This window comes from Desulfosarcina sp. (assembly GCF_046496365.1).
Lineage (GTDB): Bacteria > Desulfobacterota > Desulfobacteria > Desulfobacterales > Desulfosarcinaceae > Desulfosarcina.
In genome coordinates, this window is the sequence record NZ_JAWOHB010000136.1 from 22590 (window position 1) to 44902 (window position 22313).

A 22313-nucleotide genomic window follows, 5' to 3' on the forward strand; every position below is an offset into this window, starting at 1 on the left:
GTTTTCATGACTGACATATCCTTTGTAGACATTGCCATCGTTTCCTGCGGCACCCTGAGCCTCGAGCTGAACCATCTCCGATCCGAAGGGTTTCTGGATACGGAACATCTGTTTTTCACCACACCGGGACTTCATGAAGACATCCATGAGCTGGCGCGTCAGCTGCTCGATCGGATCACCAAAGCCAGGGATAAAGCGGACAAGGTACTGGTGGTCTACGGCGGCAAGTTCTGCTACGTCAACGCCGACGAGCCGACCCGCACCATGCAGCAAATCATCGCCAAGCAGGGGGCCGGTGTAACACGGATTCAGGCCACCCATTGCATGGACATGCTCGCCAGTGAAGCCGAACGGGAAGCCATTGCCGCCGAAGTGGCCGGCGGAGAAAAGGTCTGGTGGATGACCCCCGGCTGGATCAAGTTTCGCCACAAGGTTTTCAAGGGGTGGGACAAGGGGCTGGCCAACGAAAATTTTCCCAGGCATACCGGCGGCGCCGTTGTTTTGGATGGAATCGGTTATCTGGATACCTATATGGCCGAACACCCGGAAGACTTTCTGGAATATTCCGACTGGATGGGCATTCCCATCATCCCCTATCCGGTGACCCTGGACCGGTTTAAAATGCTGCTCACCGAGCAAGCCGAAAAGCTGCACGGCAACGGCGTGTAAGGGTGGCCAAACAAGCATCCCCATATCCAGTCCGATCAAGGACAGATTGTCCTCAAAATGATTGCCGATGCTTAACCCCCTCTCGCATTCAGGAAAACTTTTCATCACCCACTGATGTCGATGCCTCCGCCGTCTTCGGCACAATCTATTTTGATCAAAAGACTGTAATTCGCCTTGACATCACATTTTAATTGAATTATTTTTTGGTCAAATGATCAATACATGGAGATGACACGTGCCGAGACCCAAAAAAACAAGATTCGTATCCGGTTATCCGACCATCGCCGCCTTTGTCCCGCAGGGTATGCCGATCACCGGGGAAGTGATGCTGACTGTCGAAGAACTGGAAGCGATACGATTGAGCGATTTCGAGCGAATGGACCAGGAATCGGCTGCCAACCTTATGCAGGTGTCTCGCCAAACCTATGGCAGGATTCTATACACTGCTCGCGGTATCATCGGCGAAGCACTGGTCACCGGAAAAGCTCTGAAAATCAACGGTGGCAGCTATGCCATGCGCGGCGGTGGCCGACAGCGCCGTTGCCGACGGGGTCGGGAGTAGTGTCAATAAATTCAGGAAATCCGCATAACGAATAACGATAAACAAGAAGGGAGGTGAAGAGGATGCCCCAAGGAGATGGAAAAGGCCCGGATGGAAAGGGTCGACAATCAGGCAGGGGACAGGGACCTTGTGGCCAGAACGGCCAACCGGTCCAACCGCAAGGTCAGGGAGGCAAAGGCAGTGGTCGCGGTGGCGGCCAGGGTAAAGGCCGGGGTGGCGGTCGCGGACAAGGAGGTGGCCCGGGACGCGGTCGCGGTGGCGGTCAAGCGCGTTGATACTGAAACAGGTTACGCTTTACCCAGAACCCGAACAAGGAGGACAGTAACATGCCAGGATTAGACAGAAGTGGGCCCATGGGGGCCGGGCCGATGTCCGGTGGTCGCAGGGGAATCTGCGGGCGTACAGGGGTCGCAGCCAACCTGCCTGCTTTCGGCAGCGGCTATGGTTATGGCAGAGCAATGGGATTCAGACGCGGATACGGCAGAGGTCGTGGTTACGGCCGGGGTTTCTTTCCGCAGGCCTATGATACCGGGTACCCGGCAAGTCAAACCGATGAAATAGAGCTGCTCCGGGCCGATGCCGACGCCATGCGCCAATCCCTTGAATCCATCCAGCGTAGAATCGCCGAGCTGGAAAAGGAAGGGTCCCCATAACAACGCATCCGGGGTGCCGGCCTGACGGGATTTCGCAATTCATACACCGCCAAACCGGTACCCCACTGTCATCCCAAAATAAATAGAAAGGAGTACCAATGGCGATACAAGTGTTGATCAGGCGACGGTTTATCAAGGAAAAAGAGGCTGTACTAGCCCCGCTGGTCGTCCGTTTGCGCTCCCTCGCCCTGGCCCAACCAGGCTATATTTCAGGTGAAACACTAAAATGCATTGACCCTGCCGGCGATGACGAATATCTGGTCAGAAGTACGTGGCGATCTGTGGAAGATTGGAAAACGTGGCTTCACAGCGAGACGCGGACAGCGATCCAGAGCGAAATCGACACCTTCACGGGTGAAGCAACCGAATACCGCATTTACGAACCGCTTGTGGGCGGAATTATGCCAAGGTATACAGACAGGGGAAACGTGCCCTTAACGGAGGCTCCCTTATAACGGTGATGTTCAAGGTGTGGCGCCGGCCCGGGATTTTTCTTCTTTTTGAAGAGGAATGTGCCACTTTTTCATATACTTCCATATGGCTGTCCGGCTCAAACCGACTCGTCGGCCCACCTCTGCCTTGTTCCAATCACACGCATCAAGGAGTTCACGTAAAATTTCCTTCGATAATTTCTTGCGAACGTGTTTTGACGAAAAATTTCCTTCGACGCTGGCGTTACACTGGATCCAATGCTCCGGCTGACGAATTTCAATGGGGAGGTCGGAGATATCGATCGCCTTGCGGTTGCATAACACAAAGGCGTGTTCAATGGCATTTTCAAGTTCACGGACGTTTCCCGGCCATGGGTGATCCATGAATACACGCATTGCCGCCGTTGAAAGGCCCGTGATCGGTTTGCCTGTTTTTTTGTTCATGCGTTGGATGAAATGGTCGGCGAGAATCGGAATATCCTCCCTACGCTCTCGCAATGGTGGCAGGTGGATGGGAAAAACTTTCAGCCGGTAATACAAATCCTCCCTGAAAAGCCCTTCCCGTACCCGGGAATATAGATCTTTGTGCGTGGCCGTAATAATTCGGATGTCGATCTTATGTCTTCGCGAATCCCCCACGCGCTCGACCTCTCTTTCCTGCAGCACCCGCAACAACTTCACCTGAATATACGGGCTCAACTCACCGATTTCATCCAAAAAAATCGTTCCTCCGGAGGCCTCTTCAAAGCGTCCCATGCGATCCCGATTGGCGCCGGTATAAGCACCTTTGACGTGGCCGAACAATTCACTTTCCAGCAGGTTTTCGGACAGGGCGCTGCAGTTTACCGCCACCAGGGGGCCTTCCCGGCGGTCGCTGTTGAAATGGATGGCGCCGGCAACCAGTTCTTTGCCGGTACCGCTGCCCCCCTGAATCAGGATGGTCGCCTCGCTGGCGGCGGCTGCCCGGATCGCCTCGAACACCTGCTTCATGGCCCTGCTCCTGCCGATGATGTTGTCCATCCGGTGGAGCTCTCCCAACCGAATCACCGCTTCCTCGGCCTTTTTGCGTGCCTGCATAAGCTCGGTCATGTCGGTGACCGTCTCGACGATCCCGATGACCTGCCCAGCGTCGTTTTTGACGACGCTGGCATTCTTGATCACCGCAACATCATGGCCGTTCTTGTGCCTCAGATGACACTCCTTGGCCTCTGACTGTCCATTTTCCACGATCCGGCATTTTTCCATGCTGGCCGGGCATTTTTTGCCAAAACAGCGACTGCACTGAAGCAACTGGCAGGTTTGTCCCAGTGCCTCCTTGGCCGAAAACCCACTGATCCGCTCCATTGCTGGATTCCATGAAGAAATGCATCCGGTTGCATCCATGGTAAACACCCCATCGGCCATGGAATCAATAATCCGGTTGATAAATCGCACGTTCCAGATTTCATGAATCTTGTCGTCCATTTTTTCTCCTGCACCGGATTTGCGTTACAATAACGTTACTATTCGTTACCTTTTTAAAGCCAAACAGCGCCAGCGGTCAAGGCAAAAAATCCTTGCTCTACAAAAATCTGTGATTACCGGCACCAATGGCAATCTGGCATTGAACATGCATTTCAACGCATTCAGGCGCGCCCTGAGGATCCCAACCGAGACCCGGATCAGGGACCTGAACAAAGGAGGTGGTATATGTTCGGATTAATCTACGACACCCACGAATTGGACAAACCGCAAAAAAGAGTGATATCCGTGCACAAAAGTCGGAAAACCGCTGAAAACGCACTTGAAGAACGCATGCGCCGACTGGGAAAAACGGTGGAGGAGTGCGACACGCGGATTGTCTGGTTTAAACGCAAGGTACAGCGCGGCGATGCGGTGATCAACCATGACTTTTCAACCTGGAAACCAGGCGAAAAAATTCCCTATGGAGAACTTCACCCGGATTGCGACTAACAGCCATCGCCTTCAAAATTTCTATCCATCTCCCGACCACCACCTTGACCTGAGATGCACCATCACGTATACATGCACCGTACCGTATCCGGCGGGCTAAGAAGGAACAAGCTTGTGGAATGGAACCCTCCCCGCGGCAGGCCGCGGGGAATGCGATCGCTGTCGCGGCGCAACGCCTGGAGCCTTGCCGGAACATCTTGATCTTTACACGCGCACAATCGAATGAGGAACAGATGACCATGGAGATGCGGATTCATTTTCCAGGCGGAAAACGTGTGACCTCTTTATATAAAGGCTTTACCGTGGAGACGGATCAACCCGGGAGTGAGGGCGGCGATGACTCCGCCCCCGAACCTTATGATCTATTTCTGTCATCCATCGGCACTTGCGCCGGGGTATATATTGTCTATTTTTGTGAAAGCCGGGATATTTCCACGGAGGGGATATCGATGACCCTTGGGTTTGATCGCAACGAAAAAACGCACCTCATGGAAAAGATAGCCATCCAGATTCACTTGCCGCCTGAGTTCCCAGACAAATACCGCAAAGCTGTGACTCGTGCCGCAGAAATGTGCACGGTCAAGCGCAACCTTATTAATCCGCCGGAAATACATATAACCGCCACTGGCAAGGATTAGGTGCGATATGAAATTTTTAATTGTCGGCGGTGATGCCGCGGGTATGAGTGCGGCAAGTAGAGCCAAACGACACATGCCCGACATGGATGTCATTGTTTTAGAAAAAACAGAAGACGTCTCCTATAGCGCCTGTGGCATGCCATACAACATTGCGGATTATAGGCGAAACATCGAGGACCTCATTGTCAGGCGGGCCGACGTATTTCGCAATAAGCAGGGAATCGATCTGTTTACGGGCCACCAGGTCGATTCAATTGACCCAAAAAATAAAATCGTCTCCGGAACGATACGTCGCAAGGGAAAACCATTTGAATTCATTTATGATCGACTGTTAATTGCCACCGGAGGCCGGCCGATCATCCCGCAATTGTCCGGTTTCAATCTGCCCGGTGTTTTGGCCCTGAAAAACCTGGAAGACGGTAGAAAAATAAAAGCCTTCATTGAAAAACACACGGTCAAAAAAGCGGTTATTATCGGCATGGGGTATGTCGGTCTGGAAATGGCTGAAGCGCTTCGAGCGAGAAGCATTGCTGTTGAAATGGTCAAACCCGGCGCCACCCTTTTGCCATGGATGCCACGTGAAATGGCAGCGGTAGTCGAACAGGAACTGACCGCTAACCAGGTTGGTTTGAACCTCGGCTGTAAAATAATGCGGATCGAAAAAAATGGTGGCCTGCTGAACGTTTTCTGCGACGACCGGATCCTTTCGGCGGACATGGTGCTGGTCGCAGTCGGCATCGTTCCGAACAGCGAACTGGCTTCCCACGCCGGCATCGAAACAGGCGTCAGCAATGCCATTTCCGTAAACCGTAAACTGCAGACTTCGGATGAAGCGGTTTATGCGGCAGGAGATTGTGCGGATGCCTTTCACGCGGTCACCGGGAAAAAGACGTGGATTCCTCTGGCGTTGCGCGCTAACCGGGCCGGATGGGCCGCAGCGGACAATGTATGCGGTGGATCGGTGGAACTGGATAGTGTGGCCGGAACCGCCGTATTCAAAGTCTTTGATCTCGAAGTAGCCCGTACCGGACTCTCTGTGGAAGAAGCCCAGCGTCACGGATTCGAGCCGGTGGCGGAAACGATTAAAACGCGGTCGCGTGCCCATGCCCACCCCGGAGCGGAATCGATCTGGGTCCAACTGACTGGAGACCACAAGACGGGTATGCTTCTTGGGGCTCAAATGGTCGGCCGCGAAGGGGTCGCCCATCGCATCAACGCCGCTGCGGTAGCCCTGCACGTCAATATGTCCATAGCATCATTTTCTCAAACCGATCTGGCTTACGCCCCCCCTTTTGGTCCAGTATGGGATCCGCTCCTCACCGCCGCCAACCAACTGATAAAAAAAATAATTTGATCATACCCGCTTGCGTTACCTTAGCGGTACCCATGCAATCATCTCAACAAAAGTAACGTTTTTTCGCTTTTGTCTGCTCCGCCAAAAACCTCGCCAACCATTTATTTTTATTATAAAATATTGTTATCATAAGTAATTAATATTTATTGCCTCCTCGGTGAAACCTTGGCACGAATTTTGAGGAACCTGTTTATGTGTTCCGATCGCAATCACTCGTTTTCCGTCTGCTGGGTTAAAAATGATCATTTCAAAAATAGGCGCTCGAAGTAACGGTGAAAATAGCCCCAGCTTCAACCCGGCAGTTTGCGCACGGTTATTGACTGAAATTACCAAGCAACCCTTCGGCCGAGGAAGCCGAAAACCCCAACCTATTACCCAAGGAGGCCGTCATGAAGGCAAAAAATTGCTGCAAAACAATGGAAATGGAACTCACCGGCTGGAAGGCCATCGTTTATGATATCACCCGAAAAATGGAGGCCCTGCCCGGTGGCGAAAAAGAGAAAATTCTGCCCAACATCGAAGACCTGCACATCCTCATCGCCGAAATGGACGACCGCATCGATCAGATACGCGAAAACTGCAGCCCGGAAACCGGCATGGATGACATCATGGCTGAACGGTCGGCCTTCAATAAATCATTGTCCACGCTTCGGGTCAGCACCGAAGAGGCCATGCGGGGATTGGGTGGCGGCAATTTTGGCGGTTAAGGGAGGCCACCGTTCCCACAGTTAAACAGGTATAAGCAGGGCGGTGCCCGCGGTGGCCACCGCCCTTGTCGATCAATCGTGGCCAGGAGAGAGGTCGTGGCGGAAAAACGGTCAGCGGAAAAAAATTTTCAATGTTCGATTTCCAAGGGTGTCACCCTGGTTGATTTCAACGCCCCCTGGTGCAAACCATGCCGTGTTCAGGCGCGCATCATCCACAGGCTCGAGAAAGACTACCATGGAAAGGCTAAAGTAACGATATTGAATATCGATAAAAACCAGAATGTCGCTTTCCGTGTAGGCATTCAAAGCATCCCGACCATCATTATCTTCAAAGACGGAAAAGAAATACACCGCTTTATCGGTCTCCAGTCGATTGAAACCCTCGACCGAGCACTCCGAAAAGCAATCGACCCGTTGACCTTCCAACCGCACCCGAAAAACCCAATCCGCCGTTGAGGAGAAATCAGGCATGGGAACGTGTATCAACCACCCAGAGCGGGAGACCCCATACCGCTGCATGAAGCATCAAATCTATTTATGTGAGGCCTGTCTGGAATGCAAAGACCCAAAGCTCTATTGTAAACACCGCTCCGCCTGCCCAGTCTGGTTCATGGGCAAACAAAAGGAGGGAGGGAATGCCGAAGATCAACACGAATCGGCTGCCGCCGCCCGTACGGCCGTGCTTCTGCCCGCAGGCAGGATGGTTTCCGTCCCCGGCGGCTGAGCCCTGCTGGATGCAAGCGCCAAGTCAACGCCTCATGCAACCAAAAGGTTCCTGCGGCAAATGCAACCGGGTTGGTCGTTCCGGGTGAAGTAAATGTGGCTAAGGCCCCTGATTGCTGCAAGTCCACAAATGGCCTGGGTTGCTATTTGATTCCGGCATACATGAAAGACTGAACGAATTGGCGCTGAAAAAGGAGAAAAGCGATGAGCAGCGGGGCCACCGAGAGCAGCGTTGCCGCGGAAATAACGGACCAGTTCACCCCGGACTCGGGTGCACCGAAGATTCCCAGGCCAACGGTCAGCGGGCGGGTCTCCACCGAATTGGTCACGATCAGGGGCCAGAGGAAATTGTTCCAGTGATGGCTGATGGAAACCAGGCCATAAGCCAGGTAGGTGGGACGCGCCAGAGGCACATATACCCGCCACAAGACGCCCATGGCGCTGCACCCTTCCAAAAAGGCAGCCTCTTCGAGCTCCTTGGGAGTGGATTTGAAAGCCTGCCGCAGGAGAAAAATCCCGAATGCACTGGCCATGTATGGCAAGCCAATGCCGAGAATGGTGTCCACCATGTTGAAATGAGCCAGGGTTCCGTAATTTTCGACAATCAGAATTTCCGGAGTGATCATCAACTGCACAAGCACCAGGGCAAAAACCATTTTGTGGCCACGGAACTGATATCTTGCAAAAGCATAGGCCGCCAGCGTGCACAGCACCAGTTGGGCAGCGAGGATGGTGCTGACCAGGATGAACGTGTTCAGTGCGTAGCGAAGGAACGGCGCCTGGGAAAGGGCTTCACGGAAATTGTCTATAGTCAGGGGTGCGAACAGGTCAAAATTGACGGCATACTCTCCGGGATGAAAAGCCGCCCAGAACGCATACACCAAGGGAGAAATCCAAAGTAAGGCCAACACCCAGGCGGCTCCGGTTTCCAACGACGATTGAAACACGTCGAAAATGGGTTTTGAACGGTTCATCGGTAGTGTATCCGTTGGTCCAGTAAGAAGAACTGCAGCAGCGCCATGATGGCCAGTAGAATCAACAGCACCACCGTCAATGCGGCGGCAAAATGGGTTTCAAAATAGGAAAAGGCGGTTTCAAAAATATAGTATAGCAACAGATTGCTGGCATTGTCCGGCCCTCCCTTGGTGAGCACGAACAGGTGATCCACCAACTTAAAGGAGTTGAGCACCGCATTGATCAATACAAACAGCGTAGTGGGCATGAGCAGGGGAAACATCACCCGGCGGAAGTAGTACCATCGCGTTGCCCCTTCCAGCTGAGAAGCCTCCGCAAGCTCCGGCGGGATGTTCTGCATGGCCGCCAGATAAAAAATCATGAAAAAACCCGCCTCTTTCCATACGGTCATCACCATGATAGCAGGCAGGACCGTAGTCGGATCCCCCAGCCAATTATGCCCGGAAAACCCGAACCAGCCGGATATCTGATCGATCAGTCCGATATCCGGGGTATAAAAAAAGAGCCAGATGTTGGCCACGGCAATCATCGGCAGAACGGTGGGCGTAAAGTAGGCCATACGCACCAGTGATCGACCCGGTATGGATCGGTTGACAAAAACTGCCATGAGAATGGCCAGGGCAATTGAGGTGGGAATGGTTCCCAGGGCAAACCAGGCATTGTTGGCCAGTACTTTAAAAAAAATGGGGTCGTCCAACATCCGCTGGTAATTGAGTACACCCACAAAGCGGGAGGGCTGAATCGCCGTTGCCTTTGAAAAAAGACTGTCGATCACGGTCGCCACAGTCGGATAGTGGGTGAAGGCGATCAACAGCACCACGGCCGGCATCAGCAGGAGCCAGCCCTGGACATGTTTTGAAGCAATTGTGCGCATATGCTCGGCTGATGGGTTGCTTAACGAGCAGCGGGCAACGGGCAGCCTGTCAGCTCGTTAAGCATTATCGTTGGTTAGCGGTATTGCTTCAACAGCCGGTCTGCCTGCGACTGCGCTTCCTTGAGCGCCGCCTCCGGCGTCTTCGATCCGGTCAACACAGCCTGAATGGCATCATCCAGCCCTTTACGCACCCGGCCGGTCTGATAGGTAGACAACTCGGCAGTGGCATACTCGAGCTGATCCCGGGCCACCGCAGCATAAGGAAATTCCTTGACATAGTCCTTGAGCTTCTGAGTCTCGTAGGCCGCCGGACTGACTCCCATGTAACCCGTTTTTATTGACCATTCGGCAGAGTTTTCCGGGTTGGTCATGAATTTGATCAGTCGCATTGCCGCTTTACGCTCCTCCGGGTTGGTTTTCTTGAAGATATAGAAATTGCCGCCGCCAGTGGGGGTTCCCCGACGCTTACTGGCCGGCAGCATGGCCACACCGAAGTCAAATTTGGCGTTTTCTTTGACTGCCGTCAGGTTGCCGGTGGAGTGCCACATGATGGCTGTCTTGCCCTCAAGGAAATTCTGTCGCAGGGTTCCCCATTCAATGGTTCCTTTAGGCATGATCTGGTGTTTTTCCCCCAGATCTTTCCAGAACTGGAGTGCCCCAACCACGGCCGGATGATCAAAAAAGGTGGTGTCGCCGTTTTCGTTCATCAACACCTGGCCGTTTTGCATGGTCAGGGCGCCGAACATCCAGTAGGGGTAGCCCGTGGAGGGAATCATGGCGCCCCACTGGGAACCGTCGGTCTTGGTCAGTTTTTTGCCCATGGCAACCAGCTCATCCCAAGTTGCCGGCGGCAGGTCCGGGTCCAGTCCCGCGGCACGGAAAGCGTCTTTGTTGTAATACATAACAATGGTGGAACGCTGAAAAGGGATACCCCAGGTCTTGCCCGCGGTCCGCCCATTTTCCATGAGGGTGGGGTAGAAAGAGTCTATCCAGGCCTTCTCCTCGGCCGTCTCCACCACATCATCGAAGGCAACAATGGCGTCCTGCTCGATCAGTTCGTAAATGTCGATGGAAAACATCACCGACAGCTGTGCTGGTTGACCGCTCTTCAAGGCAGCCAGGGCTTTGATGCGCGCATCATTGTAATTGCCCGCATAGATGGCCTTAACCTTGATATCTGGGTTTTCCTTCATGAAGTCTGCCACGATGCCGTCAATCACTTTGGTCAGCGGGCCGCCTACCGCAACAGGATAATACATCGTCAGCTCCGTGGCTGAACCAGTTGTGGCCATCACAACCAGAAAAGCCGTTGCCACCACCCCAATGCAAAGCCATCTCCTTTTTTTAAACATAATGCGTCTCCTTTTTTGGATTGGGTAAGATCGGTTACCCGCCAGATGGCGGACCGGGTTACAGGATTTAAGCACCATTCATTCAAACGATACCCTTTGCGGATCTTCGATGCGGAAGCCATCCGGGCCAAATCGGTGCACCGCCTTTTCTGGCCAGCTGACATGCAGTTGTTCTCCGGGAAGATAGTGTTGGTGGCCTTCAATCTTGCCAAAAAGGGTCTGTCCGCCATGGGATAGGCGCAGCACCGTTTCCGCTCCTAAATAATCGGTTGCCGACACCTGGACAGGCAGGCCGTCCTGCCCCACCTTCACGTGTTCAGGGCGCACACCGATGATCATATCGGTTCGCCGTGCTGCAGAGAGAATGCCACCGCAAACATCCTGGACAAATCGATCTTCAATCAATTCAAGGTTCAACAGGTTCATGGGCGGCGACCCCATAAACTGGGCAGCAAAGGTCGTTTGGGGACGCTCGTAGAGTTCGTGGGGGCGCCCGGTCTGTTCAACGCGGCCTTTTTTCAGCAGCACCACCTGGTCAGCCATGGTCATTGCCTCCACCTGGTCGTGGGTGACATATACCATGGTAAGGCCCAGCTTTTGCTGCAGGGATCGGATCTCGTCGCGCATTTCTGCCCTGAGCTTGGCATCCAGGTTGGAAAGCGGTTCATCCATGAGACAGACCCGCCTCCGTGACACGATCGACCGTGCCAGGGCCACGCGCTGCCGCTGTCCTCCGGAAAGCTGCGACGGCTTGCGATTCAGAAGGTCATTTAAACCCACCATACGGGTGGCGTCCCTGAGTCTGGCCTCCCGTTCGGTTGCAGAAATCCCCCGTACTTTGAGCCCAAAAATGATGTTTTCGCGAACGTTGAGGTGGGGGAAGAGGGCATAGGACTGAAAGACCATGGAAACGCCCCGTTTGGCCGGATCCATATGCGTCACCTCCTTGCCGCCGATAAAGATTGACCCGGAGGAAACAGTCTCCAGGCCGGCAATGAGGCGCAGGATGGTTGATTTGCCGCAGCCGGAAGGACCCAGCAGCACGGTCAGGCTGCCCTCAACGACCGTAAAGGAAACCTTGTCAACGGCAACGACAAGACCCCACTGCTTGCCCAGTTCACGGATATCAATGCAGCTCATGGGGTCTTTTCTCCTTTACAGACAATCAGCTTAACTCCGGACTGCTCCACGATCGACACAATGGCTGCCGGGGGCGTCCGGTCACAGAATACCGTTGTCGCCTCGTCAATTTTTCCACCCCTCACATGGGCGGCACGACCGAACTTGGTGTGATCCAGCACAAGGAAGGCGCTGCGGCTGTTCTCCCGGATCATTTGCCGGGCCCGAACCTCCTCTTCGTAAAAATCCAAAAGGGTGCCGTCCTGGTCCACCCCGGCGACGCCATATATGCCGATGTCCACTTTATAGGCCCCAAAAAGCGCCTCCATACCTGCGCCCATGACGTCCCGATCCTCATTGCGCAGGCGCCCGCCGGCAACGGTCACCTCGAAAGTGGGGTTGGTGCAGGCCAGCATGGCAATGTTGAGGTTGTTGGTAAAAATACGCAGCTGTCGGTGGGCTAACAGCGCTTTAAAAACGATTTCAGGCGTGGTGCCGATGCTGAAAGCCAAAGACACGCCGTTGGGCACATGGCGGGCGACTTCCCGGGCAATGGTCTGTTTTGCCTCGCTGTTGAGCGTCTGCCGCCATGCATAAGCCACATTTCCGGGAATGTTCATTCGTTGAACCCCCCCATGCGTGCGCCTGGCAATCCCACGCGCACACAGCAGATTCAAATCCCGACGAATCGTCTGGGTGGTCACGTTAAAATGACGGGCAAGGACTTCCACACGAATGAAATCCTGCTGACGGACCATTTCTGCAATCTGTACCTGGCGCGCGGAGAAAAGCATCGATTGCTTCTTGAAGGGGGTTTAAAAGTTTTTTTTCATTTGAACATACATTGATCCGAATAACAATATTGAAGCCGTCATCAGCCTAATTTTTGTTTGTTTGATTTTCATTAGCGCTTAATCAATTTTCAGTTAGCGCTCAAATGAAAACTACCAGCAATGGCGTCGGTTCACCGAGTGGGTTTTTTTGAAGGAAGGGGCAAATGCGGGGGGGTGTCAAACATCCTGGCCGCGCCGATCTCGGTGCAGGAGGGGCCATTAACATGATGCGACTGTTCGCTGGTGACGTCCGTTTTTACGCTGTCACCGACATCACCAGCGCCACGGTTGTCAACGCTTTGCGGTTGTGCATATTGTTGCCGCGATCTCCCCATAAATCCGGGTTGCCGGGGCTTCGGCATACAGCTGTTGGAAGGAAAGGCCGTTATCTCCGCATTTGACCAGATTGGGATCGAAGGGTATCCGTCCCAACAGTTTCAGTCCGGCCCGCGCCGCCGTACGTTCACCGCCTCCGGACCCGAAGATGTCGACTGATTTGCCGCAATGGGGGCAAATGTATCCACTCATGTTCTCCACTATACCGATAATTTCCATTTTGACGGTTTTGCAGAAATTAATCGATTTTCTCACATCGGCCAGGGCGATTTCCTGGGGAGTGGTGACGATGACAGCCCGGGCATCCTTGATCAGCTGGGCCACGGTGAGGGGTTCATCACCGGTTCCAGGGGGTGAGTCGATGATCAAAAAGTCCAGATCGCCCCATGCCACCTCGCCGATAAACTGGCGGATAGCTCCGTGCTTAACCGGCCCACGCCAGATGATGGCATCATCCTTGTTGGGCATGAGCGCCTCGATGGAAACTACCGACAGGTTGTCGGAAAACCACATCGGTTCCAGCTTCTTGTTGGCATTGGCGGCCAGCATACCCTTGAGTCCCAGCATTCTGGGAATGTCAGGACCGTGAATGTCCACATCCATCAATCCAACCTTAAACCCTTTTCCAGCCAGGTTGATCGCCAGGTTGACGGAGACGCTGGATTTTCCGACGCCGCCTTTTCCACTCATGACCATGATCTTGTTTTTAATGCGCGTCAGGGACCGCCGGGCCTGTTCGTCAGGACTCGGTTCGGGCGGTTTGTCCATAATACCAATTGGGTTGGGTTCGCTTTTCATGGGTTTGCCTCAATGTTCGCTCAATCGCCGCAGCACATCAAAAAGCCGGGTAAATGCGCCCCCCCGGGACAATAGCGGCGACGTTCGTCGTTAAAATCGGAGATACCTAACGTGAAACCTCAGATAGCTTCAAAAAATGGTCCACATAGGCAGCAAGGCGCGTTTCAATAAAATCCGTCATTGCTTCGATCTTTTCTTTGGTGATGGTGCCCATTCCTCGGCAAAGACCGGAAATTTCCGTTTCGCTCAAGCCTGATGTCTTTGCTATCAGGAAGGCTTCCACCTTTTCTCCTTCGGGCAGGAGACCGCAGCCTCCGGCCGTGCCTAAAAATTCTCCATCAACGAAGATAGGTACGCTGATTTTAAAGAGCCCCGCATCACATTCGCCGATAACGGGTTTCCGGGTTTTTTTAGCCACGGCCATGAAATTTTGATTTCCTGGTGCGCATATCGCAGCCAGAGAATCCTTGTTGGCCTTGATTTGCGGGCATAATCGATTGCACCAGCGCGGCTTTCCCGTGACTCCGGTGCCTGATCTGTCGTATACGCTGCTGTTGATCCGAAACCGGTCAAAAAGCTCTTTTTCGAATTGGGCCCATCCGTCCTTGGATAAAATGTCTGTCAACTCCATCAAAAAAATCTCCGCATGCATATATCAAGGTATGGAAATGCTTCCGGTGTTGAATTGGTTACTTGATCCTGCGCAGGTGGTGTTTTTTGCGGCGCCATTCATCGAAAGCGTTGAGGTGGGCCAAAAGGTCCTTGCACTCCATTCTGAGCATTCTCACGTGCCAGATGCTCGACGGCGAGATGCGGGTGCTGAAGATATCGAAGATGCTGCCGTGACCACATGGATCCATGATTTTTAAGCGGTTGACCAGAGTTTCCACCTTGGGGAAATAGTCATTGATGTCGATGGGGTTTTCGACAATTTCAGCGGCTTGGCGTTTCAACTTCCGGTAGGTTTCAGGGTGCATTGCCGCAGCGGTCCGGGTCGCCGTGAGTGCCTTTTCCCAGCGAGCCTCCAATTCCCTCAGGGTCAAATGGGTCTCCATGTTCCTGTCCAAGGATGATGACCCACCACCAGGCGCCCAAAATAGACGCTCCCGGTGGTAGGCCTGTTTAGCGCAATTGCCATAATAATGATGCAAAGGTTGCTGCAGACAATCTACATGGCGGTTTCCGGGTGAAAAACGTTGACTTCCTTCAGGTCGTCACCCAGGTATTCGCGTTCATTGGGTCCCAGAATGCCCAAAGAGAGACAGATCAGGGTCCACAGGTGAACCACCGGATAACCCCCGCCGTAATGCTCACTGAGCTCATGGATCTGTGCATGGCAATTATGGCAGCCGGCAATGCAGTAATCGGCACCGGTAGCCTTGATCTGCTGGTCTTTGATCATGCCGTACTTGAGGCGCTGATCTTTGAATCCGGACTGGAGGAATCCGCCACCGCCGCCGCAGCAGAAATTGTTGGAACGGTTGGGCTGCATGTCAATAAAATTCTCTTCACCGACGACAGATTTGACCACATAGCGCAGGTCCTCGGCAATTGGGTCACCGTAACTTTTTCGGACGATCTGGCAGGGATCCTGAACCGTGAATTTGATCTTCAGGTCCTTGTTCCAGTCTGAGCTAACCTTCAGTTTGCCTTCGCGAATCCATTTGGCGTAATACTCATAGATGTTCTTGACTTCAAAGTTATGTTCCAGGTTGAATTTTTTCAGTCCGGCCCGGACTGAGAAGGTCACATGCCCTCACTCGGTGTTGAGAAACGTTTTCACCCCCAATTTATTGGCCTGGTTGACGGTCGTCCGGGTGACCTTTTCCCAGGAGTCGTTGTCCGCCAGAAACATGCAGTAGTTCTCGCCAGCCCAGCCGGCGCTGCCATAGGTCCAATCCGCCCCGGCAAGGTGCAGGATTTTCCACAGCGGGACCAGCTCGTCCGGTTCGGTTACCGGTTCACGCGAATTCTGGTTGAGGAAAAATTCAGCACCTTGCTTGTCGATGGGAGCCTGCATATCGGCGAATTCCGGCTGCGCTTCACGGTATTCTTCTAGCACATCCTCCACAACAAAAATAAAATCATCGGGTGCGGTGCCCATGGCGCTTGTGCTCTCGTTGCGCAGGGCCATGTCGCAGGAGCCCAAAATGCCCTTGGGACGGTCTTCCCTTGGACGCAACCCCCGGGCATTGTAAACCAACTGCGGAATATCGATCTTCATCGGGCAGACATAGATACAGCGCTGGCACATGGTACACATCCACGGCCAGTCCGATTTGGCAATTTCTTCATCCAAACCCAGGGCGGCCATGCGCAGGAATTTACGCGGATCCATGCCATCGAGACCGGTGGCCGGACATCCGGAAGAGCAGGCCCCGCATGTGAGGCAAAGATTCAAGTTGCCGCCTTCCGGCAGGATCTCCTTGACGTGGTCCATGAACGTGGTTCCTTTTTTTTTGCCTCCCAATTGAATGAGCTCATCATTCATTGATTTTGCCTCCTGTTGGATTTTAGAATTTTCTGCGCGACTGTTTTTCCGATATTCCGATATTGATTGGATCCGGTTCCGTCCTTGCGGCACCATGAGGCTTGACCGGATCCTTTTTTACTTGAGCATAAAGCGTGCCCGAACAAAAAAAACCACCGATTCTGAATAACATTTGTGTTTTCAGGTTGATTGAGCCGTTGCTCGCGCCCAGCCCGAACCAACAGTCGCATGTTTGCATTTTTATTGGCTGGCAGGGGTTGTTATTGTGCGACTGTGCTTCAGGAGCGCATTCGTTTGAACCCTCCCGTCTCTGCAGCCGGCGTAAATGTTGCCACCATCATTTTCGGCACGCATGCTCAGCAGTAGACGGTGAGGCGGAGACAGCCGGTTTTAAATCATTGGGGACCCGACCCACACCGACCTGTTGCGTCATCCAGTTCCCACCGGCATTCGGAATAATCCGACTAATCGAAGGCCATCTCGGTCTTCCACTCTTTCCAGACATTACCAACCAGACCAGGCCCCGGCTTGAGGGTCAGCTTTCCCGGTTGCCAACCGGAGGGTGTCGCTTCCGCTCCTTTGGTCTTTCTGACCAGTTGGAAAGCCTGTACCTGCCGAAGCGTTTCCTGGATGTTGCGGCCCACCGGCGGTGTCAGCACCTCGTAGCCCTGGACAACACCATCCGGATCGATAATGAAACGGCCCCGATTCTCCACGCCTGCATTTTCGTTATACACGCCAAAAAGCTTGCCCACTTTTCCACCGGCATCGGACAACATGGGAAAGGGTACACCACCGGCGACCATTTTGGACAGTTCGTGGTCATCCCACATTTTATGAACAAACATGCTGTCAATGCTCATGGATAGCAATTCAACGCCCAGTTTCTGGTATTCCGGATATTTTTCGGCGACCGCCGAAATCTCCGTCGCTCATACAAAGGTGAAATCACCCGGATAAAAGCAGAGCAGAACCCATTTCCCCAAATAGTCGGACAGTTTCACGGAAATGAATTTCCCTTTCTGGTAACCCGGCGCCACGAAGTCTGGTGCTTTTTCACCCACATGAATCATCTTTCTTTCCTCCTTTTTCTTTACGGTTGCCTCCTTTTCAATCTCTTCAACAGGTTCTCCCACCGGTCCCCCGGTGGGTCGGGCACACCCGACATCCATTTCTTCTGGCATACAGATCTCCTTTGGTTGATGGTTGCCAACCCTCTCCGTTTTGCAAAATCATAAGGTGCCTGCCTCACCGGTTTGACCACAACGGCACAGTGACATGAAAATATGTGTGTGCAGAAAAGTTTTGGGGATTGTTCGGTCAAGCGACGCACGGATGCTTCCTGTACGGTCTGCGCAAAGCATGCATAAGGGTCCGGACGGAAAGGTATTGAGAATATACCCTTTATATATAGCCTTACCCGGCGCGGATGTCAAACAACTTAGGCCCCCGAGATGGCAGCAATTTTGTGGGTAAGATGGCTATAGAAAAGTGCGGTTCAATAAGCGGCCGGATTACTTTTCCGCTTTATAACCCATCGGCAATTTTTTGAAGCGGCCGCCGTAAATGATCGGATCGCCTTTATAACCCAACGCCTTGTAGTCGATATAGTCCGTGGTGCCAATAAGATGGCTGACATCGCGCCCTTTGGAAACCATGTAGGAAAAGTTGGTTCCTTTATGGGCGAAGGATTTGAAATCCATGTCCCGGTTGTCCTGGTGGCAGCGGTTGCAGGTACGCTCTCCCTTGAGGCTCTCGTGGCACTGCACGCAGGACAGCGCTGATTCGGCGGGCATGACCTCGTGCTGGACGCCCCAGTACATGTTGGTCCGGATCCATTCGTACTTGCCGCTGTATTTCATGCCGGCGGCCTTCATACCGTCCACAAAGGATTTTTGCCAGTCAGCGTGCTTCCAGTAAGCGGTCTGGTCCTCCTTGTCCCGGGGAAACAGATGGGGCACCAGCAGGTGGTCGTATTGCGCATCCACGGCCTGGATCCCTTCCATGATCTTGAACGGCGCGATCTTGGAGTTGGGATCATTGATGGACCCGACGGGCTCGGTGATGTTGATCGGCCCCTTGTTCCAATCCAGCTTGTCCCCAAGGAAAACGCGCTTCATGAAGCCGCCGTACCACGTATAAACCGGCTTGGCCGACTCCTTCCAGACAAACTCGCCCTTTTTCCAGTCGTAGTCCGGCATGCCGTACTTGTCTTTTTTCGGTTTGCGCTGCTTGTTTCCCGCCTTGGACCAGTCCCAGAACATCTTGGTTGGCTTGCACTTGGCATAAACCGGGGCATGGCAGGTGGTGCAGGCGATGTTCACGCTGTGTTTGTTCAGGTGATGATCCAGCAGGCCATCTCCGCTGTGCGGATTGTCCGTGTGGCAGTTTTCACAGGAAAAGCTTCCCTCGACCACGGGCGCCGAGGAGCTGCGACCGGCGATCTTGTGGTTCCGGGTGCGGTGGCACTCGGCGCACTGAAAGTCATAGCCGCCCATGTGTACATCGCAGTTGCGGTCCGGTTCCAATAATTGGCGCGACAGATCTGCATGCTTGACTGCTTCGCCGCCGCCGCCGTTGAAGTGGCATTCACCGCAGGTTTTGCGGGAGGTGGGACCCACCGCTTTGGCCACGGCCACCAGATCCACTTCGGGGTCAGGCATGCCCGCGCCGGTGGGAATTTTCTTGTAGGTGCCGGTGGTGTCGTGGCACACTAGGCAGTCGATCTTGGTCATGTCAGTGAAGTCAAAGGTGTCGTCTTTCCAGCCGTATCCGGCATGGCAGCTTGTGCAACGAGCCTCGTTGCTGGCGATGCTCATTCAGAAATTGTTGGTGGCAATGGTGCCTTTGCCGAGGTCAACCGCCTTGGGGTGGCCCAGCGTGTAAGGCGAAGGCCCTTTCAACAGCCAGTGGGCCGTTTTGAGCATGTCCTCTCCGGCCGGTTTGTGGCAGCGCAGACATTCGCTGGTTACCTGTGAGGGTTCGGGGTTGGCCGCCAGTTGGATATGGTCTTTATGATCCGGTACGTTTTTGCGGTGACATCCGGCACAGTCGACAGGCCCTTTGTTCATTTCCTGGTGACAGCCCAGGCACTGCTGGTGGTAGGCCGCTTTGAGCCCCAGGCGCTCCGGGTAATCCGTTTGGAACGGCTCCTGATGGCAGTTTGAGCAGCGAACGGTCTCGGAAGCGGTTTCGTCCAGCGGACGGTAGTGGTGGCAAAGGGCGCAGTCTTTGGTCACCACGGCATGCTTGGCGTGCATGAAACGCACCGGCCCGTAATGATCCTCGGTCTTGCGGATGATGGGGCTGTCGAGCAAAAAGTAGCTCTCCGACTGATCCTTGACGCCCAGGCGCATGTCCCTGAGGCGCATCTGGCGGCACAGGCGGCACTCATCCATCACGGCACCGACAAAAAGCACCCCTTCCCCGGCCCGCTTTTTGGCCGCTTCCTGGTCGGGCGCAGTCCAAACCGCAGTTTCCGCTTTCGCCGCCTGATCCGGCGACGGGTTGGCCGCCAAGGCCGGACCCCAACAAAACATGGCGGTCAATGCGGCGGTGACGATCAATTTAACACCCGGTCCTGTTGTGGTCATGCAGACACCTCCTGTTCCGGTTTGTTGAGAACCGGAAAATAGGTCACGATAAATCGATAGATGAACATCAGCGCCGCAATCAGCCCCACGGTAACCAGGACCTCACCGATTGCCGGAAAATAGTTGGCCTCGCTGATGGGGGGGCGATATCCAACGACGAAAACATTGATCCGATTGACCAGCACGCCGCCCACGATCATCGTACAGGCAATGAACAATGCTTGGCGCGACCGGCGCACGTTGGGGGACAACAGCATCAGCCAGGGCACAACCACACCCAGGACCACTTCTATGATAAAGGCATTGGTCTGGGCGGTACCATCAAGCAAATACACATAGGTGCCACGAACCACCATGTCACCCACCTTGAGGGCCAGGTATAGCCCCAGCAGAAAAATGGTGATGCGGGTCAGCGGGGTTAGAATTTTCATCTCCCCGTCCAGCTTCAAGGACGTGGTGGCCAGCGTGGCCTCGAAAACCACCATGGGGTAGCCCACGGCAATGGCCGAAGTGAGAAACAGAAGCGGCAGCATGGGCGTGTACCACAAGGGATGCAGCTTGGTAGGCGCAATGAGCATCAACGACCCCAGGCTGGATTGGTGCATGCAGGAAAGCACCACACCGGAAATAATAAAAAACCACATAACCCTTGGCAGAATATTGTCGGCCAACTTGAGCAGTCGGTCCACCGGGGCATTCAAGGAGGCCAGCGGTCCAGGCAAATTGACCCGGCCATTGAACCGCTCCACCACAATGGGAAGAAACTCGATGTACAACACGTTCAGGTATAGCATGACGCACATGGCCACCTCGAAAAGAACCGATGTTGGGTTCCAATACAACATCGGCTTCCAGATCGCCCAGGAACGGCCGATATCCACCAGCAGTCCCAGCACCACGAAAGTATAGCCCAGTACCGCAGTGAGTAAGGCCGGCCGGACCACCGCCTCGTAGTAATGACGCCCGATGATATGGGCCAAAAACGCCGTGGTGAAGCCACCAGCGGCCAACGCCACACCCGAGGCCACATCGACCCCGATCCACAATCCCCAGGGCCGCGCCGTGGAAAGGTTGGACACATAGCCGATGCCACCGATGAAACGGGCGACGATAGCCACCCCTCCCGCGACCATCAAAAAGGCCAGCACAACCACTCCGGGAGTCCAGAAATTCGCCTTAACCGGCGATGCATGATGGTTCATCGATCACCACCTTCCTTTCCAGTCCCGGTTCGATCACCCTTGTCTTTGGAAGCCCACATGACGCCGCCGAGCATGCCGAAGAGGACGACTGGGGACCACAGGTAGCTGAACAGGGAGTGCTGAATGGTTTCGGCAAGCCTGGGTATGGGCGTTTCCGGAAGCGTGTTGAAACCCAGTTTCTCAAAAGGCACGCCTGACAGGTACATCCAGCTGGAACCGCCCACCTCTTTTTCACCGTAAATATGGTCAATATAGCGACCCGGGTTTGTTTTAATGCGCTGCCGAGCCACTTTGATCAGGCCACTTCTGCGTCCGAAGGTGAGCGCCTCCACCGGACAAATCTCGACACATCCCGGAAGCTTGTTTTCAACATAAACCCGCTCGTGGCAGAAGGTGCATTTCATCACCCGGGGAGTGATGGGATCATGATATTCATAAGCCGGAATCTCAAAGGGACACGCCACCATGCAATATCGACAGCCGATACACTTGGTGACATCGTAGTGAACGGTGCCATTTTCCTTTTTGGTCAAGGCACCCACGATGCAGGCGGAGGCACACGCCGGGTCCTGGCAATGCATGCACTGCAGTTTCACGAAGGTAGGCACCAGCTGGTCGCGTGCATCGATTTCTCCCGTGACATAACGATTGACAACCGTGTATGCCCGCTCGTCGGGTCTCCGTTTTTTGTCAAGCAGCGTAGGGTCTTCGAAGGAGCGGTCCGGTGGCGGCAGTGCATTGACCCGGTTGCAGGCTTCCTCGCATTTTCGGCAGCCGATGCACCGGGTCAGATCAACCAGGCAGCCGTAGGCGTCTGCCGGTGCCCTGGATTGCCAGGCATGGGCAGATCGGTCGGACCCGGCCACCGCAGCACCGGCAGCGGTCACATATTTGAAAAAAGCGCGTCTGTTCAACCCCATAGACCCTCCTTGATTCACGTTGGAAGTTACCTTCCTTCACCGGCGGATGGCTGCTGACGGGAATACAAAACCACCGGTTCACCGTTTAGATATCCGGATATGAAAGTCCGTATCCGTTTGTGATATTTCG

Annotated in this window: 25 protein-coding genes; 11 read left to right on the forward strand and 14 right to left on the reverse strand. The window is 54.0% G+C overall.

The annotated features are described in order from the left end of the window. Window positions 1-6 precede the first annotated feature (6 nt). From R6V78_RS12910 to R6V78_RS12930, 5 genes are all read left to right on the forward strand, one after another. Complete coding sequence (locus R6V78_RS12910; RefSeq protein ID WP_410289775.1) at window positions 7-669, forward strand: DUF1638 domain-containing protein; 663 nt, start codon at window positions 7-9, stop codon at window positions 667-669. A 235-nt stretch (window positions 670-904) separates the two neighbouring features. After that, on the forward strand, window positions 905-1231 hold the full coding sequence (locus tag R6V78_RS12915; protein WP_410289776.1) for a DUF134 domain-containing protein: 327 nt from the start codon (window positions 905-907) through the stop codon (window positions 1229-1231). A gap of 75 nt (window positions 1232-1306) precedes the next feature. After that, window positions 1307-1570, forward strand: a complete 264-nt coding sequence (locus tag R6V78_RS12920; RefSeq protein WP_410289777.1) for a hypothetical protein — start codon at window positions 1307-1309, stop codon at window positions 1568-1570. Further along, window positions 1558-1884 carry a DUF5320 domain-containing protein gene (locus R6V78_RS12925; RefSeq protein WP_410289778.1) on the forward strand — a complete coding sequence of 109 codons (327 nt, stop codon included), beginning with the start codon at window positions 1558-1560 and terminating at the stop codon, window positions 1882-1884. Before R6V78_RS12920 ends, R6V78_RS12925 begins: the two co-directional genes overlap by 13 nt. 98 nt (window positions 1885-1982) lie before the next feature. Next, on the forward strand, window positions 1983-2339 hold the full coding sequence (locus tag R6V78_RS12930) for an antibiotic biosynthesis monooxygenase family protein (RefSeq protein WP_410289779.1): 357 nt from the start codon (window positions 1983-1985) through the stop codon (window positions 2337-2339). A gap of 9 nt (window positions 2340-2348) precedes the next feature. Here R6V78_RS12930 and R6V78_RS12935 read toward each other — a convergent pair whose 3' ends face one another. Continuing rightward, window positions 2349-3779, reverse strand: coding sequence for a sigma-54 interaction domain-containing protein (locus tag R6V78_RS12935; RefSeq protein WP_410289780.1), 1431 nt, complete (start codon window positions 3777-3779; stop codon window positions 2349-2351). 225 nt (window positions 3780-4004) lie between these two features. Here R6V78_RS12935 and R6V78_RS12940 point away from each other — a divergent pair, with 225 nt between their 5' ends. The 6 genes from R6V78_RS12940 to R6V78_RS12965 all read left to right on the forward strand — a co-directional run bounded on the left by R6V78_RS12940 (window position 4005) and on the right by R6V78_RS12965 (window position 7691). Further along, window positions 4005-4268 (forward strand): hypothetical protein, encoded by a 264-nt coding sequence (locus tag R6V78_RS12940; protein WP_410289781.1) that lies wholly within the window; start codon window positions 4005-4007, stop codon window positions 4266-4268. Window positions 4269-4501: 233 nt separating this feature from the next. Then, the gene (locus R6V78_RS12945) at window positions 4502-4906 is read left to right on the forward strand and encodes an OsmC family protein (RefSeq protein WP_410289782.1); all 405 of its coding nucleotides are present in this window, start codon (window positions 4502-4504) and stop codon (window positions 4904-4906) included. Window positions 4907-4913: 7 nt separating this feature from the next. After that, entirely contained in the window at window positions 4914-6260 is a 1347-nt protein-coding gene (locus R6V78_RS12950; RefSeq protein ID WP_410289783.1) for an FAD-dependent oxidoreductase, read from the forward strand. 389 nt (window positions 6261-6649) lie between these two features. Further along, entirely contained in the window at window positions 6650-6967 is a 318-nt protein-coding gene (locus tag R6V78_RS12955; protein ID WP_410289784.1) for a hypothetical protein, read from the forward strand. A gap of 78 nt (window positions 6968-7045) precedes the next feature. Further along, complete coding sequence (locus R6V78_RS12960; protein ID WP_410289785.1) at window positions 7046-7423, forward strand: thioredoxin family protein; 378 nt, start codon at window positions 7046-7048, stop codon at window positions 7421-7423. A 13-nt stretch (window positions 7424-7436) separates the two neighbouring features. Beyond that, on the forward strand, window positions 7437-7691 hold the full coding sequence (locus tag R6V78_RS12965) for a hypothetical protein (protein WP_410289786.1): 255 nt from the start codon (window positions 7437-7439) through the stop codon (window positions 7689-7691). A gap of 142 nt (window positions 7692-7833) precedes the next feature. On the opposite strand, the gene R6V78_RS12970 is transcribed toward R6V78_RS12965, so the two are convergent. The 13 genes from R6V78_RS12970 to R6V78_RS13030 form a co-directional block, all read right to left on the reverse strand. Continuing rightward, window positions 7834-8664: a carbohydrate ABC transporter permease gene (locus R6V78_RS12970; RefSeq protein WP_410289787.1), complete on the reverse strand. Its 831-nt coding sequence runs from the start codon at window positions 8662-8664 to the stop codon at window positions 7834-7836. After that, window positions 8661-9539 carry a carbohydrate ABC transporter permease gene (locus tag R6V78_RS12975; RefSeq protein WP_410289788.1) on the reverse strand — a complete coding sequence of 293 codons (879 nt, stop codon included), beginning with the start codon at window positions 9537-9539 and terminating at the stop codon, window positions 8661-8663. The genes R6V78_RS12970 and R6V78_RS12975 overlap by 4 nt, the downstream gene beginning before the upstream one ends. A gap of 74 nt (window positions 9540-9613) precedes the next feature. Further along, window positions 9614-10891 carry an ABC transporter substrate-binding protein gene (locus R6V78_RS12980; protein ID WP_410289789.1) on the reverse strand — a complete coding sequence of 426 codons (1278 nt, stop codon included), beginning with the start codon at window positions 10889-10891 and terminating at the stop codon, window positions 9614-9616. Window positions 10892-10969: 78 nt separating this feature from the next. Next, complete coding sequence (locus R6V78_RS12985; RefSeq protein ID WP_410289790.1) at window positions 10970-12031, reverse strand: ABC transporter ATP-binding protein; 1062 nt, start codon at window positions 12029-12031, stop codon at window positions 10970-10972. Continuing rightward, window positions 12028-12804 carry a DeoR/GlpR family DNA-binding transcription regulator gene (locus tag R6V78_RS12990; RefSeq protein ID WP_410289791.1) on the reverse strand — a complete coding sequence of 259 codons (777 nt, stop codon included), beginning with the start codon at window positions 12802-12804 and terminating at the stop codon, window positions 12028-12030. The genes R6V78_RS12985 and R6V78_RS12990 overlap by 4 nt, the downstream gene beginning before the upstream one ends. A gap of 330 nt (window positions 12805-13134) precedes the next feature. Further along, window positions 13135-13977 carry a P-loop NTPase gene (locus R6V78_RS12995; protein WP_410289792.1) on the reverse strand — a complete coding sequence of 281 codons (843 nt, stop codon included), beginning with the start codon at window positions 13975-13977 and terminating at the stop codon, window positions 13135-13137. Window positions 13978-14083: 106 nt separating this feature from the next. Beyond that, complete coding sequence (locus R6V78_RS13000) at window positions 14084-14629, reverse strand: PocR ligand-binding domain-containing protein (RefSeq protein WP_410289793.1); 546 nt, start codon at window positions 14627-14629, stop codon at window positions 14084-14086. Window positions 14630-14666: 37 nt separating this feature from the next. Further along, window positions 14667-15032: a hypothetical protein gene (locus R6V78_RS13005; RefSeq protein WP_410289794.1), complete on the reverse strand. Its 366-nt coding sequence runs from the start codon at window positions 15030-15032 to the stop codon at window positions 14667-14669. Between the two features lie 113 nt (window positions 15033-15145). Next, window positions 15146-16468 (reverse strand): (Fe-S)-binding protein, encoded by a 1323-nt coding sequence (locus tag R6V78_RS13010; protein WP_410289795.1) that lies wholly within the window; start codon window positions 16466-16468, stop codon window positions 15146-15148. A 464-nt stretch (window positions 16469-16932) separates the two neighbouring features. After that, a complete protein-coding gene (prxU, locus tag R6V78_RS13015) occupies window positions 16933-17652 on the reverse strand; it encodes a thioredoxin-dependent peroxiredoxin (RefSeq protein ID WP_410289796.1) in 720 nt (239 codons plus the stop codon). A gap of 330 nt (window positions 17653-17982) precedes the next feature. Continuing rightward, window positions 17983-19839: a tetrathionate reductase family octaheme c-type cytochrome gene (locus tag R6V78_RS13020; protein WP_410289838.1), complete on the reverse strand. Its 1857-nt coding sequence runs from the start codon at window positions 19837-19839 to the stop codon at window positions 17983-17985. A 218-nt stretch (window positions 19840-20057) separates the two neighbouring features. Beyond that, complete coding sequence (gene nrfD, locus R6V78_RS13025) at window positions 20058-21263, reverse strand: NrfD/PsrC family molybdoenzyme membrane anchor subunit (protein WP_410289797.1); 1206 nt, start codon at window positions 21261-21263, stop codon at window positions 20058-20060. Then, window positions 21260-22183 carry a 4Fe-4S dicluster domain-containing protein gene (locus R6V78_RS13030; RefSeq protein WP_410289798.1) on the reverse strand — a complete coding sequence of 308 codons (924 nt, stop codon included), beginning with the start codon at window positions 22181-22183 and terminating at the stop codon, window positions 21260-21262. The genes nrfD and R6V78_RS13030 overlap by 4 nt, the downstream gene beginning before the upstream one ends. Window positions 22184-22313: the final 130 nt, after the last annotated feature.